This window comes from Arthrobacter sp. 9V (genome assembly GCF_902506065.1).
Taxonomy (GTDB): Bacteria; Actinomycetota; Actinomycetes; order Actinomycetales; family Micrococcaceae; genus Arthrobacter.
The window spans coordinates 629126-651930 of sequence record NZ_LR732912.1 but is presented as its reverse complement, the minus strand read 5'-3'; the positions used below and the strand labels follow the sequence as shown (position 1 = coordinate 651930).

26 protein-coding genes are annotated in these 22805 nt (G+C 61.9%); 9 read left to right on the top strand and 17 right to left on the bottom strand.

Going from position 1 to position 22805, the window contains the following annotated elements:
• Positions 1 to 1971, bottom strand: a complete 1971-nt coding sequence (locus tag BACI9J_RS03105; RefSeq protein ID WP_159733133.1) for an ABC transporter ATP-binding protein — start codon at positions 1969 to 1971, stop codon at positions 1 to 3.
• A complete protein-coding gene (locus BACI9J_RS03100; RefSeq protein WP_159733132.1) occupies positions 1968 to 3701 on the bottom strand; it encodes an ABC transporter ATP-binding protein in 1734 nt (577 codons plus the stop codon). Before BACI9J_RS03100 ends, BACI9J_RS03105 begins: the two co-directional genes overlap by 4 nt.
• A gap of 161 nt (positions 3702 to 3862) precedes the next feature.
• Here BACI9J_RS03100 and BACI9J_RS03095 point away from each other — a divergent pair, with 161 nt between their 5' ends.
• Positions 3863 to 4861 carry an aldo/keto reductase gene (locus tag BACI9J_RS03095; RefSeq protein WP_159733131.1) on the top strand — a complete coding sequence of 333 codons (999 nt, stop codon included), beginning with the start codon at positions 3863 to 3865 and terminating at the stop codon, positions 4859 to 4861.
• Between the two features lie 73 nt (positions 4862 to 4934).
• On the top strand, positions 4935 to 5771 hold the full coding sequence (locus BACI9J_RS03090; protein WP_159733130.1) for an alpha/beta fold hydrolase: 837 nt from the start codon (positions 4935 to 4937) through the stop codon (positions 5769 to 5771).
• A 71-nt stretch (positions 5772 to 5842) separates the two neighbouring features.
• Here the strand turns inward: BACI9J_RS03090 and BACI9J_RS03085 are convergent, their stop codons facing one another.
• From BACI9J_RS03085 to BACI9J_RS03035, 11 genes are all read right to left on the bottom strand, one after another.
• Positions 5843 to 7372, bottom strand: coding sequence for a CYTH and CHAD domain-containing protein (locus BACI9J_RS03085; protein WP_159733129.1), 1530 nt, complete (start codon positions 7370 to 7372; stop codon positions 5843 to 5845).
• Positions 7373 to 7501: 129 nt separating this feature from the next.
• The gene (locus tag BACI9J_RS03080; RefSeq protein ID WP_236558331.1) at positions 7502 to 8116 is read right to left on the bottom strand and encodes an SRPBCC family protein; all 615 of its coding nucleotides are present in this window, start codon (positions 8114 to 8116) and stop codon (positions 7502 to 7504) included.
• A 114-nt stretch (positions 8117 to 8230) separates the two neighbouring features.
• On the bottom strand, positions 8231 to 8584 hold the full coding sequence (locus tag BACI9J_RS03075; protein WP_201296489.1) for a hypothetical protein: 354 nt from the start codon (positions 8582 to 8584) through the stop codon (positions 8231 to 8233).
• 129 nt (positions 8585 to 8713) lie between these two features.
• Complete coding sequence (locus BACI9J_RS03070) at positions 8714 to 9049, bottom strand: PRC-barrel domain-containing protein (protein WP_159733128.1); 336 nt, start codon at positions 9047 to 9049, stop codon at positions 8714 to 8716.
• Positions 9039 to 9458, bottom strand: coding sequence for a hypothetical protein (locus tag BACI9J_RS03065; RefSeq protein WP_159733127.1), 420 nt, complete (start codon positions 9456 to 9458; stop codon positions 9039 to 9041). The genes BACI9J_RS03070 and BACI9J_RS03065 overlap by 11 nt, the downstream gene beginning before the upstream one ends.
• Complete coding sequence (locus tag BACI9J_RS03060; protein ID WP_159733126.1) at positions 9455 to 10684, bottom strand: Nramp family divalent metal transporter; 1230 nt, start codon at positions 10682 to 10684, stop codon at positions 9455 to 9457. Before BACI9J_RS03060 ends, BACI9J_RS03065 begins: the two co-directional genes overlap by 4 nt.
• Positions 10681 to 11160 (bottom strand): hypothetical protein, encoded by a 480-nt coding sequence (locus tag BACI9J_RS03055; protein WP_159733125.1) that lies wholly within the window; start codon positions 11158 to 11160, stop codon positions 10681 to 10683. Before BACI9J_RS03055 ends, BACI9J_RS03060 begins: the two co-directional genes overlap by 4 nt.
• On the bottom strand, positions 11157 to 11360 hold the full coding sequence (locus tag BACI9J_RS03050) for a hypothetical protein (protein WP_159733124.1): 204 nt from the start codon (positions 11358 to 11360) through the stop codon (positions 11157 to 11159). Before BACI9J_RS03050 ends, BACI9J_RS03055 begins: the two co-directional genes overlap by 4 nt.
• 118 nt (positions 11361 to 11478) lie before the next feature.
• Positions 11479 to 11742: a hypothetical protein gene (locus tag BACI9J_RS03045; protein WP_159733123.1), complete on the bottom strand. Its 264-nt coding sequence runs from the start codon at positions 11740 to 11742 to the stop codon at positions 11479 to 11481.
• On the bottom strand, positions 11739 to 11897 hold the full coding sequence (locus BACI9J_RS03040; protein ID WP_018778776.1) for a hypothetical protein: 159 nt from the start codon (positions 11895 to 11897) through the stop codon (positions 11739 to 11741). Before BACI9J_RS03040 ends, BACI9J_RS03045 begins: the two co-directional genes overlap by 4 nt.
• A gap of 232 nt (positions 11898 to 12129) precedes the next feature.
• A complete protein-coding gene (locus BACI9J_RS03035) occupies positions 12130 to 12894 on the bottom strand; it encodes an IclR family transcriptional regulator (protein WP_159733122.1) in 765 nt (254 codons plus the stop codon).
• 154 nt (positions 12895 to 13048) lie between these two features.
• On the opposite strand from BACI9J_RS03035, the gene BACI9J_RS03030 reads away from it, so the two are divergent.
• From BACI9J_RS03030 to BACI9J_RS03015, 4 genes are all read left to right on the top strand, one after another.
• A complete protein-coding gene (locus BACI9J_RS03030) occupies positions 13049 to 14266 on the top strand; it encodes a CaiB/BaiF CoA transferase family protein (RefSeq protein ID WP_159733121.1) in 1218 nt (405 codons plus the stop codon).
• Positions 14263 to 15081 carry an enoyl-CoA hydratase/isomerase family protein gene (locus tag BACI9J_RS03025; RefSeq protein WP_159733120.1) on the top strand — a complete coding sequence of 273 codons (819 nt, stop codon included), beginning with the start codon at positions 14263 to 14265 and terminating at the stop codon, positions 15079 to 15081. Before BACI9J_RS03030 ends, BACI9J_RS03025 begins: the two co-directional genes overlap by 4 nt.
• Positions 15082 to 15178: 97 nt before the next feature.
• Complete coding sequence (locus BACI9J_RS03020) at positions 15179 to 15814, top strand: dTMP kinase (protein WP_159733119.1); 636 nt, start codon at positions 15179 to 15181, stop codon at positions 15812 to 15814.
• Between the two features lie 143 nt (positions 15815 to 15957).
• Entirely contained in the window at positions 15958 to 16425 is a 468-nt protein-coding gene (locus BACI9J_RS03015) for a hypothetical protein (protein WP_159733118.1), read from the top strand.
• 47 nt (positions 16426 to 16472) lie between these two features.
• Here the strand turns inward: BACI9J_RS03015 and BACI9J_RS03010 are convergent, their stop codons facing one another.
• A complete protein-coding gene (locus BACI9J_RS03010; RefSeq protein WP_236558329.1) occupies positions 16473 to 17207 on the bottom strand; it encodes an NUDIX hydrolase in 735 nt (244 codons plus the stop codon).
• A 105-nt stretch (positions 17208 to 17312) separates the two neighbouring features.
• Between BACI9J_RS03010 and BACI9J_RS03005 the strand changes: the two genes are divergently transcribed.
• The 3 genes from BACI9J_RS03005 to ggt all read left to right on the top strand — a co-directional run bounded on the left by BACI9J_RS03005 (position 17313) and on the right by ggt (position 21330).
• Entirely contained in the window at positions 17313 to 18332 is a 1020-nt protein-coding gene (locus BACI9J_RS03005; RefSeq protein ID WP_159733116.1) for an SPFH domain-containing protein, read from the top strand.
• A 9-nt stretch (positions 18333 to 18341) separates the two neighbouring features.
• Positions 18342 to 19244 (top strand): NAD(+)/NADH kinase, encoded by a 903-nt coding sequence (locus BACI9J_RS03000; protein ID WP_159733115.1) that lies wholly within the window; start codon positions 18342 to 18344, stop codon positions 19242 to 19244.
• A 244-nt stretch (positions 19245 to 19488) separates the two neighbouring features.
• Positions 19489 to 21330, top strand: a complete 1842-nt coding sequence (gene ggt / locus BACI9J_RS02995; protein ID WP_159733114.1) for a gamma-glutamyltransferase — start codon at positions 19489 to 19491, stop codon at positions 21328 to 21330.
• A gap of 15 nt (positions 21331 to 21345) precedes the next feature.
• Here ggt and BACI9J_RS02990 read toward each other — a convergent pair whose 3' ends face one another.
• From BACI9J_RS02990 to BACI9J_RS02980, 3 genes are read right to left on the bottom strand one after another with little or no spacing between them, the layout of a single operon-like run.
• On the bottom strand, positions 21346 to 21531 hold the full coding sequence (locus BACI9J_RS02990; protein ID WP_159733113.1) for a hypothetical protein: 186 nt from the start codon (positions 21529 to 21531) through the stop codon (positions 21346 to 21348).
• A 32-nt stretch (positions 21532 to 21563) separates the two neighbouring features.
• Positions 21564 to 22256: a hypothetical protein gene (locus BACI9J_RS02985; protein ID WP_236558327.1), complete on the bottom strand. Its 693-nt coding sequence runs from the start codon at positions 22254 to 22256 to the stop codon at positions 21564 to 21566.
• Positions 22256 to 22792 carry a hypothetical protein gene (locus BACI9J_RS02980; protein WP_236558326.1) on the bottom strand — a complete coding sequence of 179 codons (537 nt, stop codon included), beginning with the start codon at positions 22790 to 22792 and terminating at the stop codon, positions 22256 to 22258. The genes BACI9J_RS02985 and BACI9J_RS02980 overlap by 1 nt, the downstream gene beginning before the upstream one ends.
• Positions 22793 to 22805: the final 13 nt, after the last annotated feature.

The following is a 22805-nucleotide window of genomic DNA, read 5'->3' as shown; positions in this document are numbered from 1 at the left end:
TCACACTTCAGCCGCGGGCGCCGCGAACTGGGCCTCGTACAGCCGGGAGTATGCCCCACCGGAGGCCAACAGTTCCGAGTGCGTCCCTTGCTCCACGATCTGCCCGGCCTCCATGACCAGGATGAGATCGGCGTCCCGAATGGTGGAGAGCCGGTGCGCAATCACAAAGCTGGTCCGGTCCGAGCGCAGAGCATTCATGGCTTTCTGGACCAACACCTCGGTCCGGGTATCCACGGAGCTGGTGGCTTCATCAAGGATCAGCACCGATGGACGGGACAGGAAGGCCCTGGCAATGGTGAGCAGCTGCTTCTCACCGGCGGATACATTGCCGCCTTCATCATCCAGCAAGGTGTCGTACCCTTCGGGCAAGGACTTCACGAACCGGTCCACATATGTTGCCTGCGCCGCCTCCATGATCTCGGCCTCGGAAGCCGTGGGTCGGCCGTAAGCAATGTTGTCCCGGATAGTGCCGCCGAACAGCCACGTGTCCTGGAGGACCATGCCCATCCGGGAACGAAGTTCCTGCCGCGAGAGCGAGGCAATGTCCACGCCGTCAAGAGTGATCCGTCCCGAATCAAGCTCATAGAACCGCATCATGAGGTTCACCAAGGTGGTCTTGCCAGCCCCGGTTGGCCCAACAATGGCGATGCTCTGACCAGGTTCGGCCACCAAACTGAGGTCCGTGATCAGCGGCTTGTCCGGCGAGTACCGGAAGGACACGTTCTCGAACACCAGTCGTCCGCGCGCAGGACCGGACCGCGAAACAGGAGCAGGCTCAACGGATTCTTCTTCCTCATCCAGCAAGTCAAAAACCCGCTCGGCCGAGGCAACGCCGGACTGCAGCATGTTGGCCATGGATCCCAGCTGCGCCAAGGGCATGGTGAACTGCCGTGAGTACTGGATGAACGCCTGAACATCGCCCAATTGCATGGATCCGGAGGCCACCTGCAAGCCACCCACCACGGCGATTCCCACATACACAAGGTTGCCAATGAAGGTCATGGCGGGCATGATCAGGCCGCTCACGAACTGCGCCCCGAAGCTCGCCTGGTACAGCTCGCCATTCTTTGCCCGGAACTTCTCCTGAACCTCATTCTGCCGCCCAAAAACCTTCACCAACGCGTGCCCGGTGTAGGTTTCCTCAATCTGGCCGTTGAGCTCGCCCGTGTTCTTCCACTGCGCCACGAACAGCTTCTGGGAGCGCTTGGCGATCAGCAGGGTGGTTCCCAGCGTCAACGGAATGGTCACCAAAGCAATCAGAGCCAGCAACGGTGAGAGCAGGAACATCATCACCAGAACACCCAGCACGGTCAGCAGGGAGGACACCACCTGGCTGATGGATTGCTGCAGGCTTTGGGAGATGTTGTCCACATCATTGGTCACCCGGCTCAGCAGCTCGCCGCGCTGGATGGAGTCGAAATAGCGCAGGGGCAGGCGGTGGATTTTCGCTTCGATCCGCTCGCGGAGGCGGTACACGGTCCGCTGCACGACGCCGTTGAGCACGTACGCCTGCATCCAACCGAATGCTGAGGCCAGGACATACAGGGCCAGCGCCCACAGCAGCACGGAGGCCAGTGCAGGGAAGTCGATTCCGATGCCGGGAGTGAGGTTCATGGCGCCCAGCATGTCGGCTTTGCTGTTCTCACCGGAGGCGCGCAGACCCGCGATCACGTCTGCTTTGGATACGCCTGCGGGCAGTTGTTTGGACACGACGCCGGCGAAGATCAGGTTGGTCCCTTCGCCCAGCAAGCGGGGTCCGATCACAGATAGGACCACGCTGGCCCCGGCAAACACCAAAACAAGCGTCAACCAGAACCGCTCCGGCCGCAGGGTTCCCAACAACCGTTTGGCCGAGCCGGAGAAGTTGGAAGCTTTTTCGGCCGGAATGTTCATCCCGGCAAAAGGACCGCCACGGCCAGGTCCCATGGCGGGACGCTGGGGACCGCGCGGGCCTGCTGATACTGCGCTCATGCTGCCTCCTCCGCTGCGAGTTGGGAGGACACGATTTCCCTGTACGTTTCTGAGGTCTCCAACAATTCCTCGTGCGTTCCGCGCCCGACGATCCTGCCGTCGTCGAGCACCAGGATCTGGTCCGCGTCCGCGATGCTGGAAACGCGCTGGGCCACGATCACCAGCGTGGCACCGTTGGTGTGGCGTTTGAGGGCCTGCCGGAGCCGGGCATCGGTGGCGGTGTCCAGGGAGGAGAAGGAGTCGTCGAAGATGTAGAGCTCCGGCTGTTTCACCAGCGCCCGGGCAATCGCGAGCCGCTGCCTCTGCCCACCGGAAACGTTGGTGCCGCCTTGGGAAATGACCGCGTCCAGGCCGCCTTCCATTTCCTCAACGAAGTCACGGGCTTGGGCCACTGAAAGCGCCTGCCACAGCTCGTCCTCAGTGGCATCGGGCTTGCCGTAGTGAAGGTTGCTGCGGACGGTCCCGGAGAAAAGATAGGGCCGCTGCGGTACCAGGCCGATGTGTCCCCAGAGCAGGTCCGGGTGCAGTTCGCGAACGTCCACGCCGTCCATTCGCACGGAACCGGAGGTGGCATCGAACAGCCTCGGCATGAGGTTCACAAGCGTAGTTTTCCCTGCACCCGTGCTGCCGATGATCGCGGTGGTCTCCCCCGCACGCGCGGTGAAAGAGAGCCCGCTCAGCACCGGCTGTTCGGCACCCGGGTAGGCGAATCCGACGTCGCGCATTTCCAGTTCGCCGCGACGGATACCGCCGTTGACAGGGTTCGACGGCGGCTGGACACTTGATGCGGTGTCCAGCACCTCGCCGATCCGGTCCGCGGAAACGGACGCGCGCGGGATCATCACGGCCATGAACGTGGCCATCATGACGGACATAAGGATCTGCATGAGGTAGCTCAGGAACGCGATCAGAGTGCCCACCTGCATGGAGCCGTCCTCGATCCTGAAGGAGCCGAACCAGATCACCGCTACGGACGACACGTTCATCACCAACATGACCGCAGGGAACATGAGCGCCATCAAACGGCCGGCCCGCAGCGCAACATCAGTGACGTCGTCGTTCGCTTTGGCGAAACGGGCTGTCTCCATGTCCTCCCGGACGAACGCCCGCACAACCCGGATACCAGTAAGTTGCTCGCGCAGGACCCTGTTGACGGCGTCGATCCGGACCTGCATCTTACGGAACAGCGGCACCATGCGGGTCACAATCAGCCCGACCGCCACCAGCAAAATCGGCACGCACACCGCGATCAGCCAGGAGAGCTGCGCGTCCTGGCGCACTGCCATGATCACACCGCCGATGCTCAGCATGGGCGCTGCCACCATGAGTGTGCAGGACATGAGCACCAACTGCTGCACTTGCTGAACGTCATTGGTGGACCGGGTGATCAGTGATGGCGCCCCGAACCTGGTGACTTCCTGCTCGGAGAACTCCCCTACCCTGCTGAAGATGGCGTAGCGGAGGTCGCGGCCCATCCCCATGGCAGCCTTCGCGCCGAAATACACGGCCACCACGGCACACGCGATCTGCAACAAGGTGATGAGCAGCATGAGTCCGCCCATGCGCATGATGTAGTCCGTGTCGCCGGCTGCCACGCCGTTGTCAATGATGTCGGCGTTCAGCGTCGGAAGGTACAGGGACGCGATGGACTGCGCCAACTGGAAGACGACGACGGCGATCAGCAGCCGCTGATGCGGCCGCAGGAAACGGACAAGTACCTTCCAAAGCATGGGGACTCCGAGCTAAAGCGTTATGAACCGAAGGCCAGTTTACGTCTGGTTGCTGTGGGCAACTAGAGAAAAGTGAGGGGTAATGTCAGGGACTCCCATGCCCGGCCGCTGCCCCATAACGTCGAAGTAGCTGTCCGCACCAAATGCATAGGAGACCAACCATGGAAAAGCGCACACTTGGCACCAGCGGCCTGGAAGTTTCAGCCATAGGCATGGGCTGCATGAGCATGACCGGCGGCTACAGCGAAAGGCCGGTCCGTGAGGAAATGATCTCCCTCATCCGTACCGGAGTGGAGCGCGGCGTGACGTTCTTCGATACCGCCGAGATCTATGGGCCTTACGCAAATGAAGAACTCGTGGGCGAAGCGTTGGCCCCCTTCAAGGACCAGGTGGTCATTGCCACCAAGTTCGGCTGGGACATTGACTCCGCAACTCGGAAGCCCAGCGGGAAGGTCACCAGCCGGCCCGAGGTCATCAAGGAAGTCGTGGAAGGATCGCTGCGCCGGCTGGGAGTCGATTCTCTGGACCTCTACTACCAGCACCGGGTTGACCCGGACGTCCCCATTGAGGACGTGGCAGGCGCGGTCAAGGACCTCGTCGATGCCGGTAAGGTGAAGCATTTCGGCATGTCCGAGGCGGCCGCGAGCACCATCCGGCGGGCCCACGCAGTCCTCCCTGTGGCTGCGGTTCAGAGCGAGTACTCGCTGTGGTGGCGCCGTCCGGAGGAAGAAGTCCTGGATGTTTGCGAAGAACTTGGGATCGGTTTTGTTCCCTTCAGCCCACTGGGCAAAGGATTCCTGACCGGCACCATCAACGCTTCCACCAGCTTCGAATCCGGCAACGACATCCGCAGCACCATCCCCCGGTTCACCCCGGAGGCCATGCAGAACAACCAGGCCGTGGTGGATCTCCTCGCCGGCATCGCCAAACGAAAAGGTGCGACGCCGGGCCAGATCGCCTTGGCATGGTTGCTGGCACAAAAGCCGTGGATCGTGCCGATTCCCGGCACCCGGAAACTGCACCGCCTCGAAGAAAACCTGGCCGCGGCCGACGTCGAACTTTCGCCTGCGGAACTGTCCGAAATCGAGGCCGCCGCGGCAAAAATCACCGTGGAGGGTGGCCGCTACAACGAGGCAGGCGAGCGGATGACCAACCTGTAGGACCGAGCGGGTGTCTGCCCCGGACACTAGGCTGGAAACGTTCGTGTTGATCCGCATCGAAGGGACTTGAGTTTTGGCTTACATCACCGTCGGAAACGAAAACAGCACTGAGATTGAGCTTTACTACGAGGATCATGGGACCGGCCAGGCAGTGGTCCTGATTCACGGCTACCCCTTGGATGGGTCCTCGTGGGAGAAGCAGACGGCCGCACTCCTGGACGCCGGTTACCGCGTGATCACCTACGATCGCCGCGGGTTCGGCAGGTCCAGCCAGCCCACCCAGGGATACGATTACGACACCTTCGCCGCTGACTTGAAGACCGTGCTGGACACGCTGGACGTGAACGACGCCGTGTTGGTGGGCTTCTCCATGGGAACCGGCGAGGTTGCGCGTTACCTCGGCACGTACGGCTCGGCCCGCGTTGCCAAGGCCGTATTCCTCGGTTCCTTGGAGCCGTTCTTGCTGAAGACCGAGGACAATCCCGACGGCGTTCCGCAGGACGTCTTCGATGGTCTCGCCCAAGCCGTCACAGCGGACCGGTACGCGTTCTTCACCGAATTCTTCAAGAATTTCTACAACACCGATACCTTCCTTGGTACCGAACGCCTCAGCAAGGAAGCCGTGGACGCCAGCTGGAACCTGGCCAGCAAGTCCGGCGCGTTCGCGTCGGTTGCCGCCCAACCCACGTGGCTTACCGACTTCCGCGCCGACATCCCCAAGATTGACGTCCCTGCCCTGATTGTTCACGGCACTGCGGACAACATCCTGCCGATCGACGCCACAGGAAGGCGCTTCAAGGATGCTCTGCCCAGCGCCGAGTACCAGGAAATCGAGGGCGCCCCGCACGGCCTGCTCTGGACGCACGCCGCTGAGATCAACCAGGCCCTGCTGGCCTTCCTCAGCAAGTAAGGCCCCGGAGTTTTTGTACAGCAGATGACCTTTAGAAGGCGTTTTAAGGGCGTTTGCTGTACAAAAACTCCCTACTTTTTGAGGCGTAGTTTCAACGCCTTCTTGCCCTTCCGCAGGTACTCCTGCTGCGCGGCATCAGCGGCGGTGCGTTCCATCGCATGGAGCACTCCATACGTGAAAGCACCGTTGCTGATGCCTGGCGCGGAGCCCAGCTTCAGCAGTTCCGCTCGGGCCATGACGTTGTCCTGGTGGTCGCCCAGAATCGACTGAACGCGGTGAGCCGCATTCTCCAGCTTCACCGCACGTTTGCCATGGATGTTCTCAACGGCCGCCGCGGCGAAGCGTAGCTTCTTGGCAGCCTTCCGCACTTCGTGGAAAGCTTTGTCGCGTTCAGGCCCGACGGCGGCACTCACCGCTGCGCCGTGCCGTTTACGGAGCCTTTTGCCGGCCTTGTTGACGAGCTTTGCCGTGGTTTCCTTCGCCGGGGCTGAACCCTTCGATGTCAGCGGTGGGTGCTCAAGGAACGCTTCCAGGTTGTCCAGCAATGTGAAGTAGCGGGGGCTGTTCAACCTGTTCCTCACACCTGACATCGCATTATTGGCCCTCAGGGTCATGCGTTCTTCCAGCTCATCCGCGAGTTGTCCCAGGACGAGCTTCCCCGGAAGTTCTTCAAGGCGCGCCTTCAGGTGTCCGTGCAGGACCTCCACGTCGCGGTACCGGCCAAGGGTCTTGGCGAGCGACTTCAGTTCCCGTTCCAGATCCTTCACAGCGTCAGGTTCGAAAAGCGCACTAAATCCGTGCAGCACTGCCCGGATCCGGCGAATTTGGGACCTCATTTGATGAACCGAATCGTCACGGGCAAGGCGTACATGGGAGTCCTGGAGAAGCATCGCGGCCACTTGTTCGTCCAGGTAATTGAGCACGGGAACCATTGCCGGGCCGTCGCCGCCGGACTCTTCGCGTTCCGTCCGGTTCGAGGCGGGCCATGCCTCGCCCAATGCGGTTGCCAGCTTGGAAGTCCGCTCGCTCGGCTTGGCTCCGGCATCTGCGAGTTGCCGCGTCAAAGTGCTCAGCAAGGACTCCGCGTCATCAGCGTCCACGGATGCAGCCAGCTCCAGCTCCCACTCCCGCCATTCCATCTCGCGTGGTTCATCAAGCATCGACTTGGCGCGGACGTGATCATCCACGAAATCGGCCACGCGCCGTCCGTCGTTGCCGTAGAGCGCGTAGCTTGTACGTTCTGTGTTGAGCGTTGCCACGGCAGCCACTGCATGACCCCTGGTATAGGCGAGCACCCGGTCCATGAGTTCTGCGGGGACGGTATCCGCGTTTCCAAGTGGAGTCTGGATCTCTGCCCTCTTACCGGCACTGTGCGGGAGCTTCAGGTGCCATCCGGCATCCGGTCCACCAGTGCGGCGGCGCAGCGTGATTCCCCGGGCGGCGAGGGCCAAGTGCCGGGTGTCAAAGTAGATCGCTTCCAGGCTATGGCTCGCGGGTTCACCCACTTTTTCGATGCCCTCCAGCTGGTCCAGGGCCGGCAGCGGAGTGGACGCATGGGCGTCGAATTTCTGTTCAACTTCCACAGTGCCGGAGGTTGCCATGGCCGCGGAACTCCTATCTTCAAAGGGTGCCGCGAGGGCCGGCCAGTTGTAGTGGCCGGCCCTCGTTGGAGCTATTCCATTTCTTCTGCCTCCAGTGTGAGTCAGTTCAGGGCCTCACACCAGAGAACCTCACCTAGAGTCCTGGTGAGCGGGGCTGCGGCGGTTCTGCCGGCCCTTCATTTGGAGCGGGCGCAGAGACGTCCGCGGCGGGTGCTGAGAGGTCCGGATCCACCGGTGGAACTCGGCTGTTGCTGCTCCACTGCCAAAAGTCTCGCCCGTGTCATCAACATCTCCCCCGGACACCGTGCCTCGCCAGGCACCGGTTTCGTGGCCCTGGGCTTCGATGAACTTCTTGAACTTGTCCAGGTCTGCGCCAACCCGCAGGCTGTCCGCACCAAGTGCTGAACCAGCCTTTTCAGCGAGGCCTTCGGGCTCCCACACAATTTCAACGTTCACCCGCGTCCGGCCTGCGTCCAGGGGCTCGAAGCTCACGGTGCCGCCGTTGCGCGGACCGTCAACGCTGGCCCAACTCACCAGGGAATCCGGGACCTGCTCGATGATTTGCGCGTTGTATTCGCGCTTCACTCCGCCCACGTTGGTTGAAAAGTGAAGGCCCGTTTCGTCGATTTGTTCCACGGCCTCCACTCCATTCATGAACTGGGGGAACGTCTCGAACTGTGTCCACTGGTTGTAGGCGACAGATACGGGGACATCTACTTCGATTGACTTATTGACCGTAGCCATAGGTTTGCTCCTTCGATCGCGTCTCGGGTGCTCATGCTGTACTGCTGGTGGCGCGCCAGCCAGCTGGCTGCTTAACCAGTGGCGCGCCTGTCTAAAGCGCGCCAGCCAAAGCTCTTAGCCGGCGTCGAAACTTTCATCGTCATCGTCGTTGGGAGACTCTTCCTGGGGAAGGTCGTTGCCGCTGCCGTCCGGCAAGCTGTCGTCGTTGCCGTCGGGCAGCGAGGATTGCTCCGCGTGGGACTGCTCTTCGGTTCCGCCGAATCGGCCGGCACCCGGCTCACCTGCGCTGTCTGAATCCTCGGGATTCAGGTGGCTGAGGTTCGGCGCGCCAGTGCCTTCGCCGAGGGCAGCCTCCTCGATGTCTTCTTCCACGCGGGGCTGTGCCTGGCCTCCGCCGGCCTCCTGCTCCGCGGTAGGAGTGCCGTAGCCTCCCACTTCCTCTTCCGGTGTGGCATTCTGCTTGTCCATGTGAACTGTCCTTTCCCTGAGCGGTGGAACGTGTTAATGGAACACTTCGAACCTATAAGGCCCCTTGGTGGCATGTCCATGCCTTTGACGATAATAGTCAGCAAACTTAGTAAAAGGCCATTCGAGGGCTTAGGATTCCAGCGTGGACTCGTAGGCCGTGAAGCCTGGACGCAGCGTAACTTCCCGCGGACCCATCACTGCGATGTCCTCCCACAACACCAGAAATGACCCCCTGTGCCGCCAACGAAGCAGCTGGGCCACCGGCCAAGGCTGCGTCAGTCCGCGCCGTTCATACCCCAGGAAAGACGCAGCGGTGCGGGGGCTTACAACCATTCCCACCACCCTTGCCTTGCTCAGGAGCTGGCCCGGTGCGGCATCCACGGCGAAGCGGACATCCGAAACTTCCCCCAGCCGCTGACCCTGGTCATCCACCACATCACTGCCCAGTAAGTCATTAAGGAGCATGACGGCCCCCCGGAATCCGCGCAATCACATGGTTCCGCAGCCACCGTTCCACCCACGAGGCATCAAGGGAGTCCGAGCGCACTCCCAACTTCACCACCGTGTCCACACTTGCCACCACACTCCAAGGAATGCGGATCAACCTGCTCGACGGCGGCCGGCCGCCAAAGATGCGTGTCCCCAGTACCGGCCCCGTCAGCAACGCCGTGATGTGTGGCGCTTCGGTGCCTTCGGGGATTGGTTCATCAGGTTCGGGGCCGCTCAGCTCAAGATCGTCCACCGTGGTGACGGGGACGCCGTCGACGTCCAATACCTGGCGGTCCAACAAGTGCAACTGGGCATCGAGCACCAGTCCCGCGGGACGCGGCGCAGGCCTGACGTTACGCGGGTGGATACGGACCGGTTTGCTCATGCTCCTGCTCCCGTCGCAATCATCAAGGGGATGGCAGCCAGCGAGGCCACCAGGATGATGACCAAGTACACCAGCCCAGCCACATTTACGGCACGGTTGTTCACGTGCTTTCCCATGTACTGGGGATCGTTCGCCACAATGAGGATGGGCAAATACGTCAGTGGCAGGGCAATGGCCGAGAAGACCACCGAGTACTCGGTCACCAGAATGGGATCCACTCCTGTTGCCAGGACAGCCACTCCGGCCAGCAAAACCACCATCATGGCCACATGGAAGCGGGAAGCAGCAGCGGGGCGGCGGAACTTGCCCCATGGCCATCCGAAAAACTGGGCCAGGGTGTAACCGCTGGAAAGCGTGGTTTCCAGCGCTGCCCCGAAGGTGGCCGCCACGATTCCCAAGAGCAGGACAGCCAACGCAAGCTGGCCTCCTGCCTGCGCCACGGGCAGCGCCACTTGCGAGAGTGTGGTCACGCTGATCCCGGCAGGCAGAAGAACGACGGCGGCGCAAGCAGCGATCGCGATGGACAGGAACCCTCCCAGCGGGAAGCCCAGGAGGACGTTGATCCGTGATTGGACCAGGTCCTTGACCTTCCAGCGTTCCTCAACGGCGCCCGAAGAGAAAAAGAACACCTCATAGGGCGTCATGGCAGCCCCGAAAAGGGCAATGGCGTAGTACCAGTATGTTCCGGCGCTCTCCTCGCCCGGAACAGCAGGAGCGAATGCCTGACCGGCCAACGCACCCCAGTCCGGCTTCAGCAGGAAAAGAGCCACAGCAAACACCACCAGGGACAAGCCCATGAGCCCCGTGACATTCTCCATAATGCTGAACTTCACCCGCCAGATCACCAGCCACACGGCCAGCAGCGCAAAAGGCACCCAGAGCATGTACGACACACCGCTGGCCAGCTGAAGAGCCAAGGCGATGCCGCCGATCTCAGCAGTGACTGTCATGAGGTTGATCAGGAAGGACGCACCCAGATTGGCCAGCCCTGCCCGTGGTCCCATTCGTTCCCTGATGACCTCAAACGTGGCCCGCCCTGAGACTGCTGCTACCCGGCCGGACATATTGGCGAAAAGGCAAATGCCTACGACGCCGATCAGCACCACCCATGCCAGGGACAACCCGAACCGTGAGCCCACCACGGCATTTGTCACTAGATCCCCGATGTCAACAAAGCCCCCGATCGCCGTCAGGATGCCAAGTGCAACACCGAGGAGCCGCTTCACTGAATGCCGGCCTTGGTCATGAGACTATCCAGCTGGTCCGTGGCAGTTCGGAGTTCTTCCTTCACGCTGGACAGCCGGGCCTGCCCATCGCTGGAGGCCACAGGCTCTCCCGCGGACGCTGTCAGGACGTCCCTGGCGTGAAGGAGCGCGCGGGAGATGGCGGAAAAGGACGCGAGCATGTCGTTGCGCAGAGTGCGTTCCTCTTGAGTGGGCGCGTCGAAGCCGTGGATTTTGTCCGTGGCGGACTCCACCTCGCCCAGCATGTCGTCCGCCGCGGTGGATGCCGCTGCCGCCGTCGTGCTGTCCGCCATCCTGAGGTCCACCGCCAGGCTGGCCGCGCGCACTGCGGAAGAAACCTCCTTGGCAGGTCCTTCCAAGGTGTCCGCTGATGGATGCGGGGAACATCCGCTGACCAACCCTGCGATCGCCGCCAGGAACGTCAGGAAAACGGCCAGGCTTCGCGCCGATTTACTCATGACGGCTGCGGAATCTCACAGCCACCTTGCGGATCCATGCCCGTGTAATTAAGCGGGCCGGCAACAATATTCAACGCGATGGTGGCTAACTGTGAACACTGCGCGGGGGGAGAAGTGAAATATCCCCGCTGACCGGCAGCAATGGCACCAATAATGAGCCACACCACCACGAACAGCCCGATGATTGAACCTATTCGCATTCATTTTCCAATCGCTAAAGACAGCTCCCAGCAATTAGAGGGCAAACCACATGCCGGGTTGCCAAGAGAGCGCGGCCGCGGACTGGATTTCTCCTGCTCGCGGCCGCGCTGGCGCCGATCAATCCGTGGGATTGGTTTCGGTAGTCAGACCACGCGAATCCGCGGTCTTCTCGTCCTTTTCCTCGGCTGGTCCTGGCGGACTGGCCGATTCGCTGGGACCGGCATCGACGGCGTCGTCCGGACTTTCCGACGATGCATCACCTACAGGCACCTGATTGCTCGAGCCGGGCATCCCAGGATCTCTGGGAATCGGGTGTCCGGGGGTGGTGGTCCCATCGCGAACCTGCGCAAAACCAGCAACTTCGCTTGGGTCTGTTGTCATACGCGCGACCGGCCTCGGCCCACTACCCAGCCAATCAGGGCCAGCACCAGCAGGATGATTCCAACCCACAGCAAGAAGCTGAGTGCCTGATTGAATCCGCCTACCAGGAGCAAGATGATCGCGATAACACCGGCGATTATTAAGAGTGTGTTCATTGAGCTACGCATCCCTTTCAATAACGGTTTGTCTATTCAGGAAGGCGTCCGCTGGTACTCCATTACTGAAGCGCCACCCATGCCAACGGGCACCGATCAGGGAATTACTTCCCTATATCGCTTACGTACCCCCACGGAATTAGTTCAAACGGACCCTGAGCCCGTAAGGGGTACGTACATAGCATCATGATAGGCGTGCACTACGCCGGAACGAAGTATTCGGACGGGAAACTTAGTAACCCTTTGTGGAGAACGCCCCCAAGGCGCGGCTGATCTCCAAAGCGGTACCCGCGGCTGCCTCGCCGTACTCCTGATACTTGGCCGGCACTATTCTGCTTGACGGTCCGGATATGGAGATTGAACCCGCCGCCACACCACCGGAGCCCAACAAAGGCACGCCGATTGACGTGATTCCGGTGCTGAGGCCTTGCTCGTTGATGGAATATCCCCGGGCTCTGGTGTCCGCGATCATCGCCCGAAGCCGCGCAGGGTCCACCACCGTCCGGGGAGTCAGGGCTTCCAGCGGTCCGGAAAGATATTCATCCACGAACGCCTCATCAGCTGCCGAAAGGTAGGCCATCCCCGTGGAAGAAGCGTGCATGGGAAGCCGCGAACCCAGGGGCAGGAACGCGCGGAGGACGTGTGGGGTGTCCAGGCGCTCAATGATCAGCATGTACCCGCGGTCCGGCACTGCCAGGTGAACGGTTTCGGTGGTGTCCAACTGCAGCGCGTTCAGTGGGCCCATGGCGGCGTCACGGATGACCGAACCGCTGCTTCCACGGCTTGCAACGGCAAAGGCATGGTTGGTCAGGACCCATTTTCCGGCCTGAGCCTCGGACTGCGCCACCCACCCCAATTCACCCAGCGTCCTGAGCATGCGCAGGACGGTTGCCTTGGGTACATCCACCTCGCGGCTTAGCTCAGACAAGCCCGCCGGCTGGTTGTCCGAGACCGCTTCCAACACACGAATTGCCGTGACCACGCTCTGCGTACTCATCCACACTCCCGCTTGACCGACTTCCCTCAGTGCCCTACATTACAGGCGACTTCCCAAATTGAACCAACGGTTCACACAGTGAACCAGCTGCTTGGAGGTCCCGCGGCTTAGGCCCCGGGTGCTCCAACCCTCCAACCGACGAAAGGTGCCCGCCATGCTCAAACCACTGCGCGGAATAACCGTGATCGATCTCAGCCGAGCACTTGCCGGCCCCTACTGCACCGCACTCCTGGCCGATATGGGTGCCAGGATCATCAAGGTGGAAAGCGTCAACGGGGGCGACACGGCCCGCCAGTGGCCCCCGTTCCAAAACGGTCACAGCCTCTACTTCGACTCCGTCAACCGCAACAAAGTGTCGGTGTGCATCGACTTCTACTCTGACGAAGGGCGCGACATCCTCTCCGATTTGATCGCCGGCGCAGAGGTCCTGGTGGAGAACTTCAAGCCCGGCACGTTGGAGAAAATGGGGTTTACTCCTGCACGACTGGACGAGTTAAACCCGGGGCTCGTGGTTGCGTCCGTGACAGGATTCGGCAACACCGGCCCCCTCAAAGACGACGCCGGCCTGGACCAGGTCATCCAGGGAATGTCCGGGCTGATGTCCGTCACCGGCCCTGGGCCAGGCTCGGCCTATCGCGTGGGGGTACCGATCGTGGACATCACCTCGGGGATGATTTGCGCATTCGGGATTGTCGCTTCACTCCTTGGAGCCCAAAACGGCGAGCGCCCGGGCCGGGTGTCCACCTCGCTTTTGGAGACCGCACTCAATCTCTCGGCGTTTCAAGGACAGAAGGCCCTGAGCCTCGGCGAAGCATCCACCCCGCAGGGCAACAACCACCCTGTAATCGCCCCGTATGGCATGTTCACCACAGCTACGGAGTCCATCAATATTGCCGTGGGAAGTGACAAGCAATGGCGGACGTTCTGCGGCCTGCTCGGTCTTCCCGGGGCCGTTGAGGATCCCCGGTTCATCACTGGAGCGGACCGATCGGCCAACAGGGACCAGCTGTCCGAGCTCATTGAAACTGCCCTTGCCGCCAAGTCCGCCGCCGATTGGGTTCCATTGATCAGCCAGGCCGGAATTCCTTGTGGCCCCATCTTTGACTACACGCAGGCCCTTGCGTCCGAACAGGTGGCCGCACTGGGCCTGGTGCAGCGGCTCGAGCGCGTGGATGGCTCCGAACTCCCGCTGCTCCGGGGGCCACTCAGCCTGGACGGTGAGGCCAGCGAAATTCTCTCTCCCCCGCCGCTGTTGGGCGAGCACACTGCGGATGTCCTGATGGAGTTTGGAATGACGCTCGACGACGTCACCCGGCTTGAGCGTGAGGGCCGCATCATGTGCGGACCGGCGAAGATCGGAGCTCAGCAATGAGCAGTGTTTCTGACGTAGTGCGCCCCCGAATTGCTCACGTTTCCCATGAGATTGCCGATGGCGTGGCCACTGTGGAGATCTCCAACGTTGCTCAGCGGAATGCCCTGACCCGTGCCATGTGCCTGGAGATCCAAGAGCTGATGCCACGCCTGGATGCTGATCCGGATGTTGCCGTGGTGGTGCTGCGAGGAGCCGGGGATACGTTCTGTGCCGGGGCTTCCATCAGCGAACTCGCTTCCGTGCTGGTGGATCCTCAGCCGGACGGTTCATCGGTGGACCACCTCAGCGCAGCTGATGCTGCTATCGCATCCCTCACCAAGCCGTCCGTGTCTTTAGTGGACGGTGCCTGCATGGGCGGCGGCTGGCAGATCGCCTCGGCTTGTGACTTCATCATCGCCAACCAGCGCGCCGTGATCGGACTGACTCCGGCCAAAATCGGGATCATCTACCCCCGCCCGGGCCTGGAACGCCTCGTCCGGCTCGTGGGAAGCGCCAATGCGAAATACATCCTCCTCACCGGACTGACATTTAGCGCAACCGAGGCCCGGGCACTGGGGCTGGTGGCCGACGTCGTGCCTTCAGAGTCTTTTGAGGAGAAGTGCGCGGCACTTGTCAGTACGCTGCGGAACAGGTCCCTGTTCTCAATGCATGCGATGAAGCGGCTGGTTGACCTGGCCGATGCCGACCCGCTAGAGCTGAACACAGAATGGGCGGACGCCTGGTCGGCCATGTCGGAGAGCCCGGATATGGGAATCGGCATCAACGCCTTCCTGAATCGCGAGCAGCCGCAGTTCGCTTGGCGGCCCTTGGACTGAACCGGGCCGGGTTGTGATCTGCGCCTCAACCGGCACAAGTGGCGTTCTCCCCGCGTTGTACATGGAACGAGTTGTACAGAAGACGAAGGGAGGGCTCATGCTCATTGTTCTGACGGGAATTGACGGCTCAGGAAAAACGACGGCGGCCCGCGCCTTGGTCGATTCCGCTCGCGCTGAAGGACGAAGTGCCCTGCTGCTCAGTAATCATGCTGCCCGCCGGAGGATGTCGCTGTTGTCCGAGAGGTTTGGATGGACAGCGGCTCCACGCGTAGTGGACTTCGTCGAAACCGGCGTTCGACTGTTCAACGTGCTGGTCAACCATGCACGGGCCCGGCAGTTTGATGGCCTGGTGGTGATGGACCGCCACCTCCACTGCCAACTGGCTCTGCGCCGGGCTACCGGGCTGGGCCGCGGCAAACTGCTTCCCTGGCTGCTGGAGAAGCTGCCCGCGGCTGACCTGCACGTGCACTTCGACACGGACCCCACCGTTGCCCACCAGCGGGTCATGGCGCGTGGCACGGACCAGGAGACGGTGGCGGATCTCCGGGCATTCCGGGAGGCGTACCGTTCACTTCCCGAGTTTGACCGGTTTGTAGTGGTGGACGCCAACGGAGAACCCGGCGACGTCCTGGCCCAACTGAACCGGGCCATCCATTCCACCAGCAACGCACCCGCTCACCTATCTCCGCCCCCACCCACTCACCCAACTAGGGGACAGATAACGTCCTATTGAGCGCTCAATGGAGCGTTTACTGTCCCCTGGTTGGGCAGCCCGTCACTCTCTGGCCGCGCGACCACTTGACTAGTTCCCCATCCCACGACCAGTAGGCTCGGCCCCATGCGTACACTTGGCAAACACTCCCGTGGAAGTCAGCAGTGATTTCAGAGGCCCGGATCAGTCGCGGCTCTCAGAAGGTCATCGCTAGTGTGGTGGGCCTGCTCTGCTTCTTCATCATTGCAACGGCCATTCCCAGCGGAGTTCTGGTGATGAGCGCAGCACTGGTTGCGGTCATTGCGCTCCTGACAGTTTGGGTACTCCGAATAAGCGTGACCATTGAGGCGACAGGCCAGAACCTGACGGTCAGATGCCGGCCCTTCTACTCCAAGACGATCCCGTTGCAGGACATCATTGATGCCTCCCCTGCGGCATCCAGTTCCATGATCGAAGGTTTCGGCGTGAGGTACTTGGGCCAGCGAACGTGGGGGTTGCTGGTCGGCGGTCCGGCCATCGTCCTGGAGACCCCCAGGCGCACGTGGCTCATCTCCACGCCGGACCCCGAGTACACAGCCGCTTCCATCCTGAACCATGCCGGCAAACCCCGGGGACAGATAACGGCCTACTGAGCCCCCAGTAGAGCGTTTACTGTCCCCCAGTTGGGTGCGCAGGGGCGTTATTCGCGGGGGCGCATCAGCGGGGGGTTCAGTACCGCCCGGGTGGGCTGGCCCGGCGTCGGGCGCGCCTCGGGGGCGAGCCTGAACAGGGCAGCCGGCCGCCCGGCGTCGCCTGTTGTCATTCGCCCTGTGTCTTCCAGGAAGCCGGGCGTTCCGGTGGCTTTTCTGTGGAAGTTCCGCGGGTCAAGGCGCGTCCCCCACACCGCCTCGTACACCGTGCGGAGTTGGGCAACCGTGAATTCCTCGCCACAGAAGGCCGCGCCCAAGGGTGAATATTCCAGCTTGGACTTTGCCCGCTCCAAGGCGTCGTCCAGGATCCGGGCGTGATCGAAAGCCAACTCAAGTGATCCGTCAAGGACGTCCTGCACCGGATACCAGGCAGCCTGCTCAGCGTCACTTCCTGCCGTCAACACCGGGAAGTCCGGCGCCAGCAGCAGATGCGCCACCGTGAGGACGTCTCCGCGGGGATCGCGCCCCTTGGGTCCATAACTTCCCAGCTGCTCCAGATGTCCCGGCAGATGTTCGACGCCGGTCTCTTCCGCAAGCTCGCGGCCCGCCGCCTCCAGCAGTTCCTCGCCCGCGAGGACAAAGCCACCCGGCAGCGCGAGTTTGCCGCGGAAGGGTTCGATGAGGCGGGTGATGAGAAGGACGTTCAGCTTGGCGTCGCGCACGGTCAGGGCGACGACGTCGACTGTCACCGGAAATCGCTGCGGCGCCGGATGGGATTCAGGCATGCCTCCATCGTAGATAGTTATCGTCATGTTGACAATAAAGGGTGAGCCGTTCTAGTGTTTGGTTATCGTCAAATTGACGACAACTAAATGAAAGAGGCGAGCATCATGGCAAACATCAAGCGCTACCCCTGGATCAGCCACTTCCTTGGCAGCCCCACCGGTTATGTAGTACACCTTCAGAAGGGCGCCGTGCGGCACCAAGGAGTGGGCCAGGCGTTCTGGTTCCGGCCGGCAAATTCCGTGCTCAGCGAGGTTCCCGTGGATGATCAGGAACTGCCCACGCTCTTCCACGCCATCACCCGCGACCACCAGGACGTCAGCGTGCAGGCCAACGTCACCTACCGCTTCATTGACCCCGTGGCCGTCTCCACCCGCCTCGACTTCGGTCTCCAGACAGCTGGGAAAGCTCCGGCAACAGGCCGCGAGCAGGTGTCCACCATCATCGGACAGTTGTGCCAGAGCCACGCGATAGACCAGATCGCCACCACCACGCTGGCCGAAGCCTTGGAACGCGGAGTGAGCCAACTCCGGCTGGTCCTCACCGAAGCCCTGCGCGCCGACGCCAGGCTGCAGTCCACCGGCATCGAAATTCTGGGCGTCCAGGTTCTGGCCGTGCGGCCCGAATCTGATGTTGAACGCGCACTGCAGACTCCGGTCCGCGAGCAACTCCAAGCCGAAGCAGACCGGGCTGTGTACGAAAGGCGGGCAGTCGCCGTCGAGCGTGAACGCACCATCTCCGAGAACGAGATGGCGAGCCAGATCGAACTGGCCGTCCGCCGCGAAAACCTGGTGGCCCAGGAAGGTGCCAACGCACGCCGCGCAGCTGAAGAGAAGGCAGCCGCGGGACTTATCGAGGCACAGGGTTCAGCTGAACGAAAGGGCATTGGCGCCGCGGCCGAAGCCAACCAGATCCGACTCGTCGGTGAAGCAGCCGCAGCCCGCGAAGCCGCCACCATGGAGGTCTACCGCGGCATGGAACAGGCCACGCTGTTGGCACTGGCCCTGAAGGACGCGGCCGGCAGCCTGCCGAACATCGGCAACCTCACCATCACCCCGGACCTGCTCAGCGGAGCACTCGCCGGACTGTTCAAGGAACCCGCCGCCACCGTTGAAGCCACCAAGTAAGGACCCGTCATGGCAACTCCGCGAATCGTCATAGTCCACCGGCGAACCGAACTCCAGGAACTACTGGACCGGCATGCCACCCGCGGCCAAGCCGAATTTTTCCTCCGCACCCGTGGCCGCAGCATCCAGGACGTGCAGGACCGGCATGACCGGCTCACTTCCGCCCTGGCAACCATCAGGGCTGCAGTACCGTCCGATTGGCGGCAGGCGGAAGTGGAACGCGCCGACTTGAGCCGCTTCCTGCTCACCGCCGAGGACATCATCGCCGTGGTGGGGCAGGACGGGCTGGTGGCGAACGTCGCCAAATACCTGAACGGGCAGCCCGTCATAGGCATCGATCCCGAGCCCGGCGCCAACCCCGGAGTGCTGGTTCGGCACACGCCGGCAGCGGCTGCCGCCCTTCTCGGCACCGCCGATACTGCCCACCTTCGCTGCCAAAACCTCACCACCGTAACGGCAACGCTCGACGACGGTCAGCAGCTTTCGGCGCTCAACGAAGTTTTCGTCGGGCACGCCTCCCACCAGTCAGCCAAGTACACCGTTACGGCCCCCAGTTTCACCCAGCCGGGCGGCCAAACTGAGCGGCAGTCGTCGTCGGGCCTTATCGTTTCCACCGGTACAGGGGCAACGGGCTGGTGCGCATCGATCGCCCTGGAACGCGGTGGACGCGCCCTTCCTGCCCCCACCGATCCGCGGCTGGCGTGGTTCGTCCGCGAAGCGTGGCCCTCCCCCGTCAGCGGAGCTTCATTGACGGAGGGCGTCCTGGAAGCCAGCGAAGTCCTGCGGGTCACCGTGGCCTCCGATCAGCTGGTGGTCTTCGGCGACGGCATGGAAGATGACCGACTGACGGCGTCGTGGGGGCAGGAAATCATCGTTCAGCTGGGGCAGAGGCCGCTGCGGTTGGTCGTGTGAGAGTGGGGCCGTGCGCCCACCACCTACTTTGAATTCGAAACCCAGCCGACACACCGCTTTCAAGCCGTGTCCTGGGTGTCGGGACTCTCAAAGTCAGTGGTAAAGGCCCGCCCTAACCCAGTCCGAGCTCAGCCTGACTACCGATTCCGTGTCAAGAATCAACCGTTGTTCCTCGCCAAACCGCGCGATAGGGTGACCGGACCGTCCACCCACATCATCGTCTGGAACAACTCTGGGAGACACCATGACACATGTGAGACGTCAATTTGCTGCGGTCACGGCAGCCTTGGCACTAACCGCGACGAGCGGCGCGATGGCCAGCCCGGCCTTCGCAGACCCCCGCGAAACAGACAAGACAGCCACAGCTACCGGTTACGGCGGTGCCGTGAGCACCGTAGATCCCGAGGCTTCCGCTGCCGCTATCGAAGTACTAAGAAAAGGTGGCAATGCTGCCGATGCCGCCGTCGCAGCAGCAGCAACCCTGGGAGTCACCGAGCCCTACAGCGCAGGCATTGGTGGCGGTGGCTACTTCGTGTTCTATGACGCGAAGACCAAACAGGTGGGAACCATCGACGGGCGGGAGACAGCTCCGGCAGCCATGCCCGCCGATGCCTTCATCAATCCGGCGGATCCTGACGGGAAGCCCTACAGGTTCACCCCCGAGCTGGTCACCAGCGGCGTGTCCGTGGGGGTACCCGGCTCACCCGCAACATGGGAGCGGGCGTTGGAGCGCTGGGGAACTTTGGACTTGGGCGAGGCGCTGAAGCCTGCCATCAAGGTGGCGAACCGAGGTTTTGTTGTGGACAAGACCTTCCGGCAGCAGACGCTGGACAACAAGCTCCGCTTCGACGCATTCACCTCCACACGGGACCTGTTCCTTCCAGGCGGTGACGCTCCCGCCGTCGGAAGTGTTTTCAAGAACCCCGATCTCGCGGCAACCTACCGGCAACTTGCCAAAGAAGGCACTGACGCTTTCTACGGCGGCCCACTCGCCGAGGAAATCGTCAAGACGGTGCAGGCTCCGCCCAAGACCGCCACAACCACGCTTCCTGTCCCGGTCGGTTTCATGACCACCCAGGACCTGGCCAATTACAAGGTGGTGGACCAGGCCCCCACCAAGGTGGACTACCGCGGCTACACGGTCTACGGCATGGCTCCTTCCAGCAGCGGCGGCACCACAGTGGGTGAGTCGCTGAACATCCTGGAAAATTATGACCTCAAGGGCATGATGCCCGTCGATTCCTTGCACCATTACATCGAGGCCAGCTCACTGGCATTCGCGGACCGCGGTGCGTACGTGGGCGATCCTGCTTTCGTGAAGGTGCCCACCAAGACGCTGCTGGACGATGTCTTTGCCAAGGAACGCTCCTGCGAAATTGATCCGACGGCGGCCACTACCAAGCCTGTAGCCCCCGGCAACATAGAGACGTACGACGGCGCGTGCCCGGCTGCCGTGGCACCCCTCGCCAATGACACGGATACAGAGAACATCTCCACCACCAACATGACGGTCGCCGACAAGTGGGGCAACGTGGTGGAATACACGCTGACGATCGAGCAGACAGGCGGTTCGGGAATGGTTGTTCCGGGCCGAGGCTTCCTGCTCAACAACGAGTTGACGGACTTCAGCACGGTCTATGACCCGAAGGATCCCAACCGGATTGAACCGAACAAGCGGCCCCGGTCCTCCATGTCGCCCACCATCATTCTGAAGGACCAGAAGCCGTTCCTGGCACTGGGTTCCCCGGGTGGTTCCACCATCATCACTACGGTGTTGCAGACCATCCTGAACCGCGTCGACTTGGGGATGACAGTCTCGGAGGCGCTTGCTGCTCCGCGCACTTCTCCTCGGAACGGTGCCACAGTCACTTCTGAGCCTGCCTTTATTGACGCTTACGGTCCTGCGCTAAAGGCGTTGGGGCATGATCTGGTTTCGGCCGGTGATGCCTTCACTTCCGCTGCCGAGATCGGGGCCGCAACCGCCATTGAGTTCAACCCGGACGGATCGTTGACGGCGGCAGCCGAGCCGGAGCGCCGTGGCGGAGGTTCGGCGATGGTGGTGAAATCGGGCAAACCTGGCAGGTAAGGCGCAGCGAACGTCTCAGGGTTGGCGGTTCTTCCTGACCTCCAGGATGAACCGCCACAGGGTCACCAGGGATGCCGCCGCGATGACGATTCCGGAAACGGTGGACCACCACATTTGATCTGAATCGGACACAAAAATGGACACGGCGTAGGCACCAAGCACCAGTGCTAAAAGGAGCCATACCAACGGACTGCGGTTCATTGCGAATTCCTTAAATTGAAGATGATGAAATGTCAGGCCAGATCCCGCTTCAGGAACACCCCGAACGCAACCGCTGTGATTACTACAAGCCAAATCGCGGCCCCCACAAAAGATCCTGACGCTGGTATGTGGACAGTCACCTGGTCAGCCCAGTCGGCTGCCAGGACAGGGAAGAGGAATGCTTCGGCATGCCCTAATGAACCGGCCAGGAGTTCTGGAAGTACCAAGCTCAGAGGCACCACGAAGAGGCTTACCAAGTGGCTGCGTATGAGGGATCCGACCGAAAAGCCCCACACGGATCCCATGATTGCCATGCCAGCGAAGGCCAGGACTGTTTGGGGAGTGAATCCCCATGCTCCGCCCAAAATTTTTCCCATCACCCCGAATAGCACGCCTACGGTTGCTCCAAGCAAGAGGGCCGTGAGTGCAGTGCTGGCTGCCCGAGCAAGGAACGCCGGTGCCCGCTGGAACAGCAGGACCCTTCGCGCGAGGCACCCCGCCCGATAATCCGAGGTGAAGGAGAAGGACCCCGTCACAGCAGCTGCCGTGAGAGTGAGGGACATTCCTGCTTGCAGGAGAACGCGGTCAATCCCCGGCGGTGTTTGAGGTTCAAGGCTTGCCATGCCTATGAGTACGCCCACGAGCCCCAGCACCAGCAGGGCGCAGATGGCTGATCCCAGCCACAGCCAGGGCCGCCTCACGTCCGAAAGAAAAGCGCGAACCACTAGAACTCCTTCCTTCTGAGAAGCCGCACTGCAACGAAACCTGCCCCGAGGATCCAGCCAAGCGATACAAGGAAGGCCGGCAACGGACCCAGAAGACCCTCAAATGGCAGGGATGCAATTCCCGCCAAAGCGCCCGAAGGTAGCCAACGCGCTATTTCGGGGGAACTTGCCATGAGGGGAACCTCAAGGGCCAGCGGGATCAGCAAGGTGAGAATGGTGGTGGCGTAGTAATGCCTGATGATCCAACCCAACGAGCAGCCCCACAAGGAACTCATGGTTGAGGCAAGCACGACGCCGGGCATCCGGGTCCAGGACTCGGCACCCAGCAGTTCATCCAGCACGCCAGGGGGCAGGGAAAACGCAATGCTGACGCCCCAAAGCACTATCCCTGTGATGACCGTGGCAAGACCAATGATTGCTGCGGCCAGATATTTGGCGATCAGAACCTGCTTCAGCCCTGACATCACCACGGTGCGCCGAAGGGTCCCGTAATAGGCCTCGCGGGTTACAAGATAGCTCCCCGCAAACGTCGCCACGGGTGCAATGCTG

Excerpts from the sequence above, each read along its gene's own strand:
- BACI9J_RS03105 (WP_159733133.1), bottom strand. The coding sequence starts at position 1,971 with ATGAGCGCAGTATCAGCAGGCCCGCGCGGTCCCCAGCGTCCCGCCATG.
- BACI9J_RS03100 (WP_159733132.1), bottom strand. The coding sequence starts at position 3,701 with ATGCTTTGGAAGGTACTTGTCCGTTTCCTGCGGCCGCATCAGCGGCTG.
- BACI9J_RS03095 (WP_159733131.1), top strand. The coding sequence starts at position 3,863 with ATGGAAAAGCGCACACTTGGCACCAGCGGCCTGGAAGTTTCAGCCATA.
- BACI9J_RS03085 (WP_159733129.1), bottom strand. The coding sequence starts at position 7,372 with ATGGCAACCTCCGGCACTGTGGAAGTTGAACAGAAATTCGACGCCCAT.
- BACI9J_RS03080 (WP_236558331.1), bottom strand. The coding sequence starts at position 8,116 with ATGGCTACGGTCAATAAGTCAATCGAAGTAGATGTCCCCGTATCTGTC.
- BACI9J_RS03075 (WP_201296489.1), bottom strand. The coding sequence starts at position 8,584 with ATGGACAAGCAGAATGCCACACCGGAAGAGGAAGTGGGAGGCTACGGC.
- BACI9J_RS03070 (WP_159733128.1), bottom strand. The coding sequence starts at position 9,049 with ATGCTCCTTAATGACTTACTGGGCAGTGATGTGGTGGATGACCAGGGT.
- BACI9J_RS03065 (WP_159733127.1), bottom strand. The coding sequence starts at position 9,458 with ATGAGCAAACCGGTCCGTATCCACCCGCGTAACGTCAGGCCTGCGCCG.
- BACI9J_RS03055 (WP_159733125.1), bottom strand. The coding sequence starts at position 11,160 with ATGAGTAAATCGGCGCGAAGCCTGGCCGTTTTCCTGACGTTCCTGGCG.
- BACI9J_RS03050 (WP_159733124.1), bottom strand. The coding sequence starts at position 11,360 with ATGCGAATAGGTTCAATCATCGGGCTGTTCGTGGTGGTGTGGCTCATT.
- BACI9J_RS03045 (WP_159733123.1), bottom strand. The coding sequence starts at position 11,742 with ATGACAACAGACCCAAGCGAAGTTGCTGGTTTTGCGCAGGTTCGCGAT.
- BACI9J_RS03040 (WP_018778776.1), bottom strand. The coding sequence starts at position 11,897 with ATGAACACACTCTTAATAATCGCCGGTGTTATCGCGATCATCTTGCTC.
- BACI9J_RS03035 (WP_159733122.1), bottom strand. The coding sequence starts at position 12,894 with ATGAGTACGCAGAGCGTGGTCACGGCAATTCGTGTGTTGGAAGCGGTC.
- BACI9J_RS03030 (WP_159733121.1), top strand. The coding sequence starts at position 13,049 with ATGCTCAAACCACTGCGCGGAATAACCGTGATCGATCTCAGCCGAGCA.
- BACI9J_RS03025 (WP_159733120.1), top strand. The coding sequence starts at position 14,263 with ATGAGCAGTGTTTCTGACGTAGTGCGCCCCCGAATTGCTCACGTTTCC.
- BACI9J_RS03020 (WP_159733119.1), top strand. The coding sequence starts at position 15,179 with ATGCTCATTGTTCTGACGGGAATTGACGGCTCAGGAAAAACGACGGCG.
- BACI9J_RS03010 (WP_236558329.1), bottom strand. The coding sequence starts at position 17,207 with ATGCCTGAATCCCATCCGGCGCCGCAGCGATTTCCGGTGACAGTCGAC.
- BACI9J_RS03005 (WP_159733116.1), top strand. The coding sequence starts at position 17,313 with ATGGCAAACATCAAGCGCTACCCCTGGATCAGCCACTTCCTTGGCAGC.
- BACI9J_RS03000 (WP_159733115.1), top strand. The coding sequence starts at position 18,342 with ATGGCAACTCCGCGAATCGTCATAGTCCACCGGCGAACCGAACTCCAG.
- ggt (WP_159733114.1), top strand. The coding sequence starts at position 19,489 with ATGACACATGTGAGACGTCAATTTGCTGCGGTCACGGCAGCCTTGGCA.
- BACI9J_RS02990 (WP_159733113.1), bottom strand. The coding sequence starts at position 21,531 with ATGAACCGCAGTCCGTTGGTATGGCTCCTTTTAGCACTGGTGCTTGGT.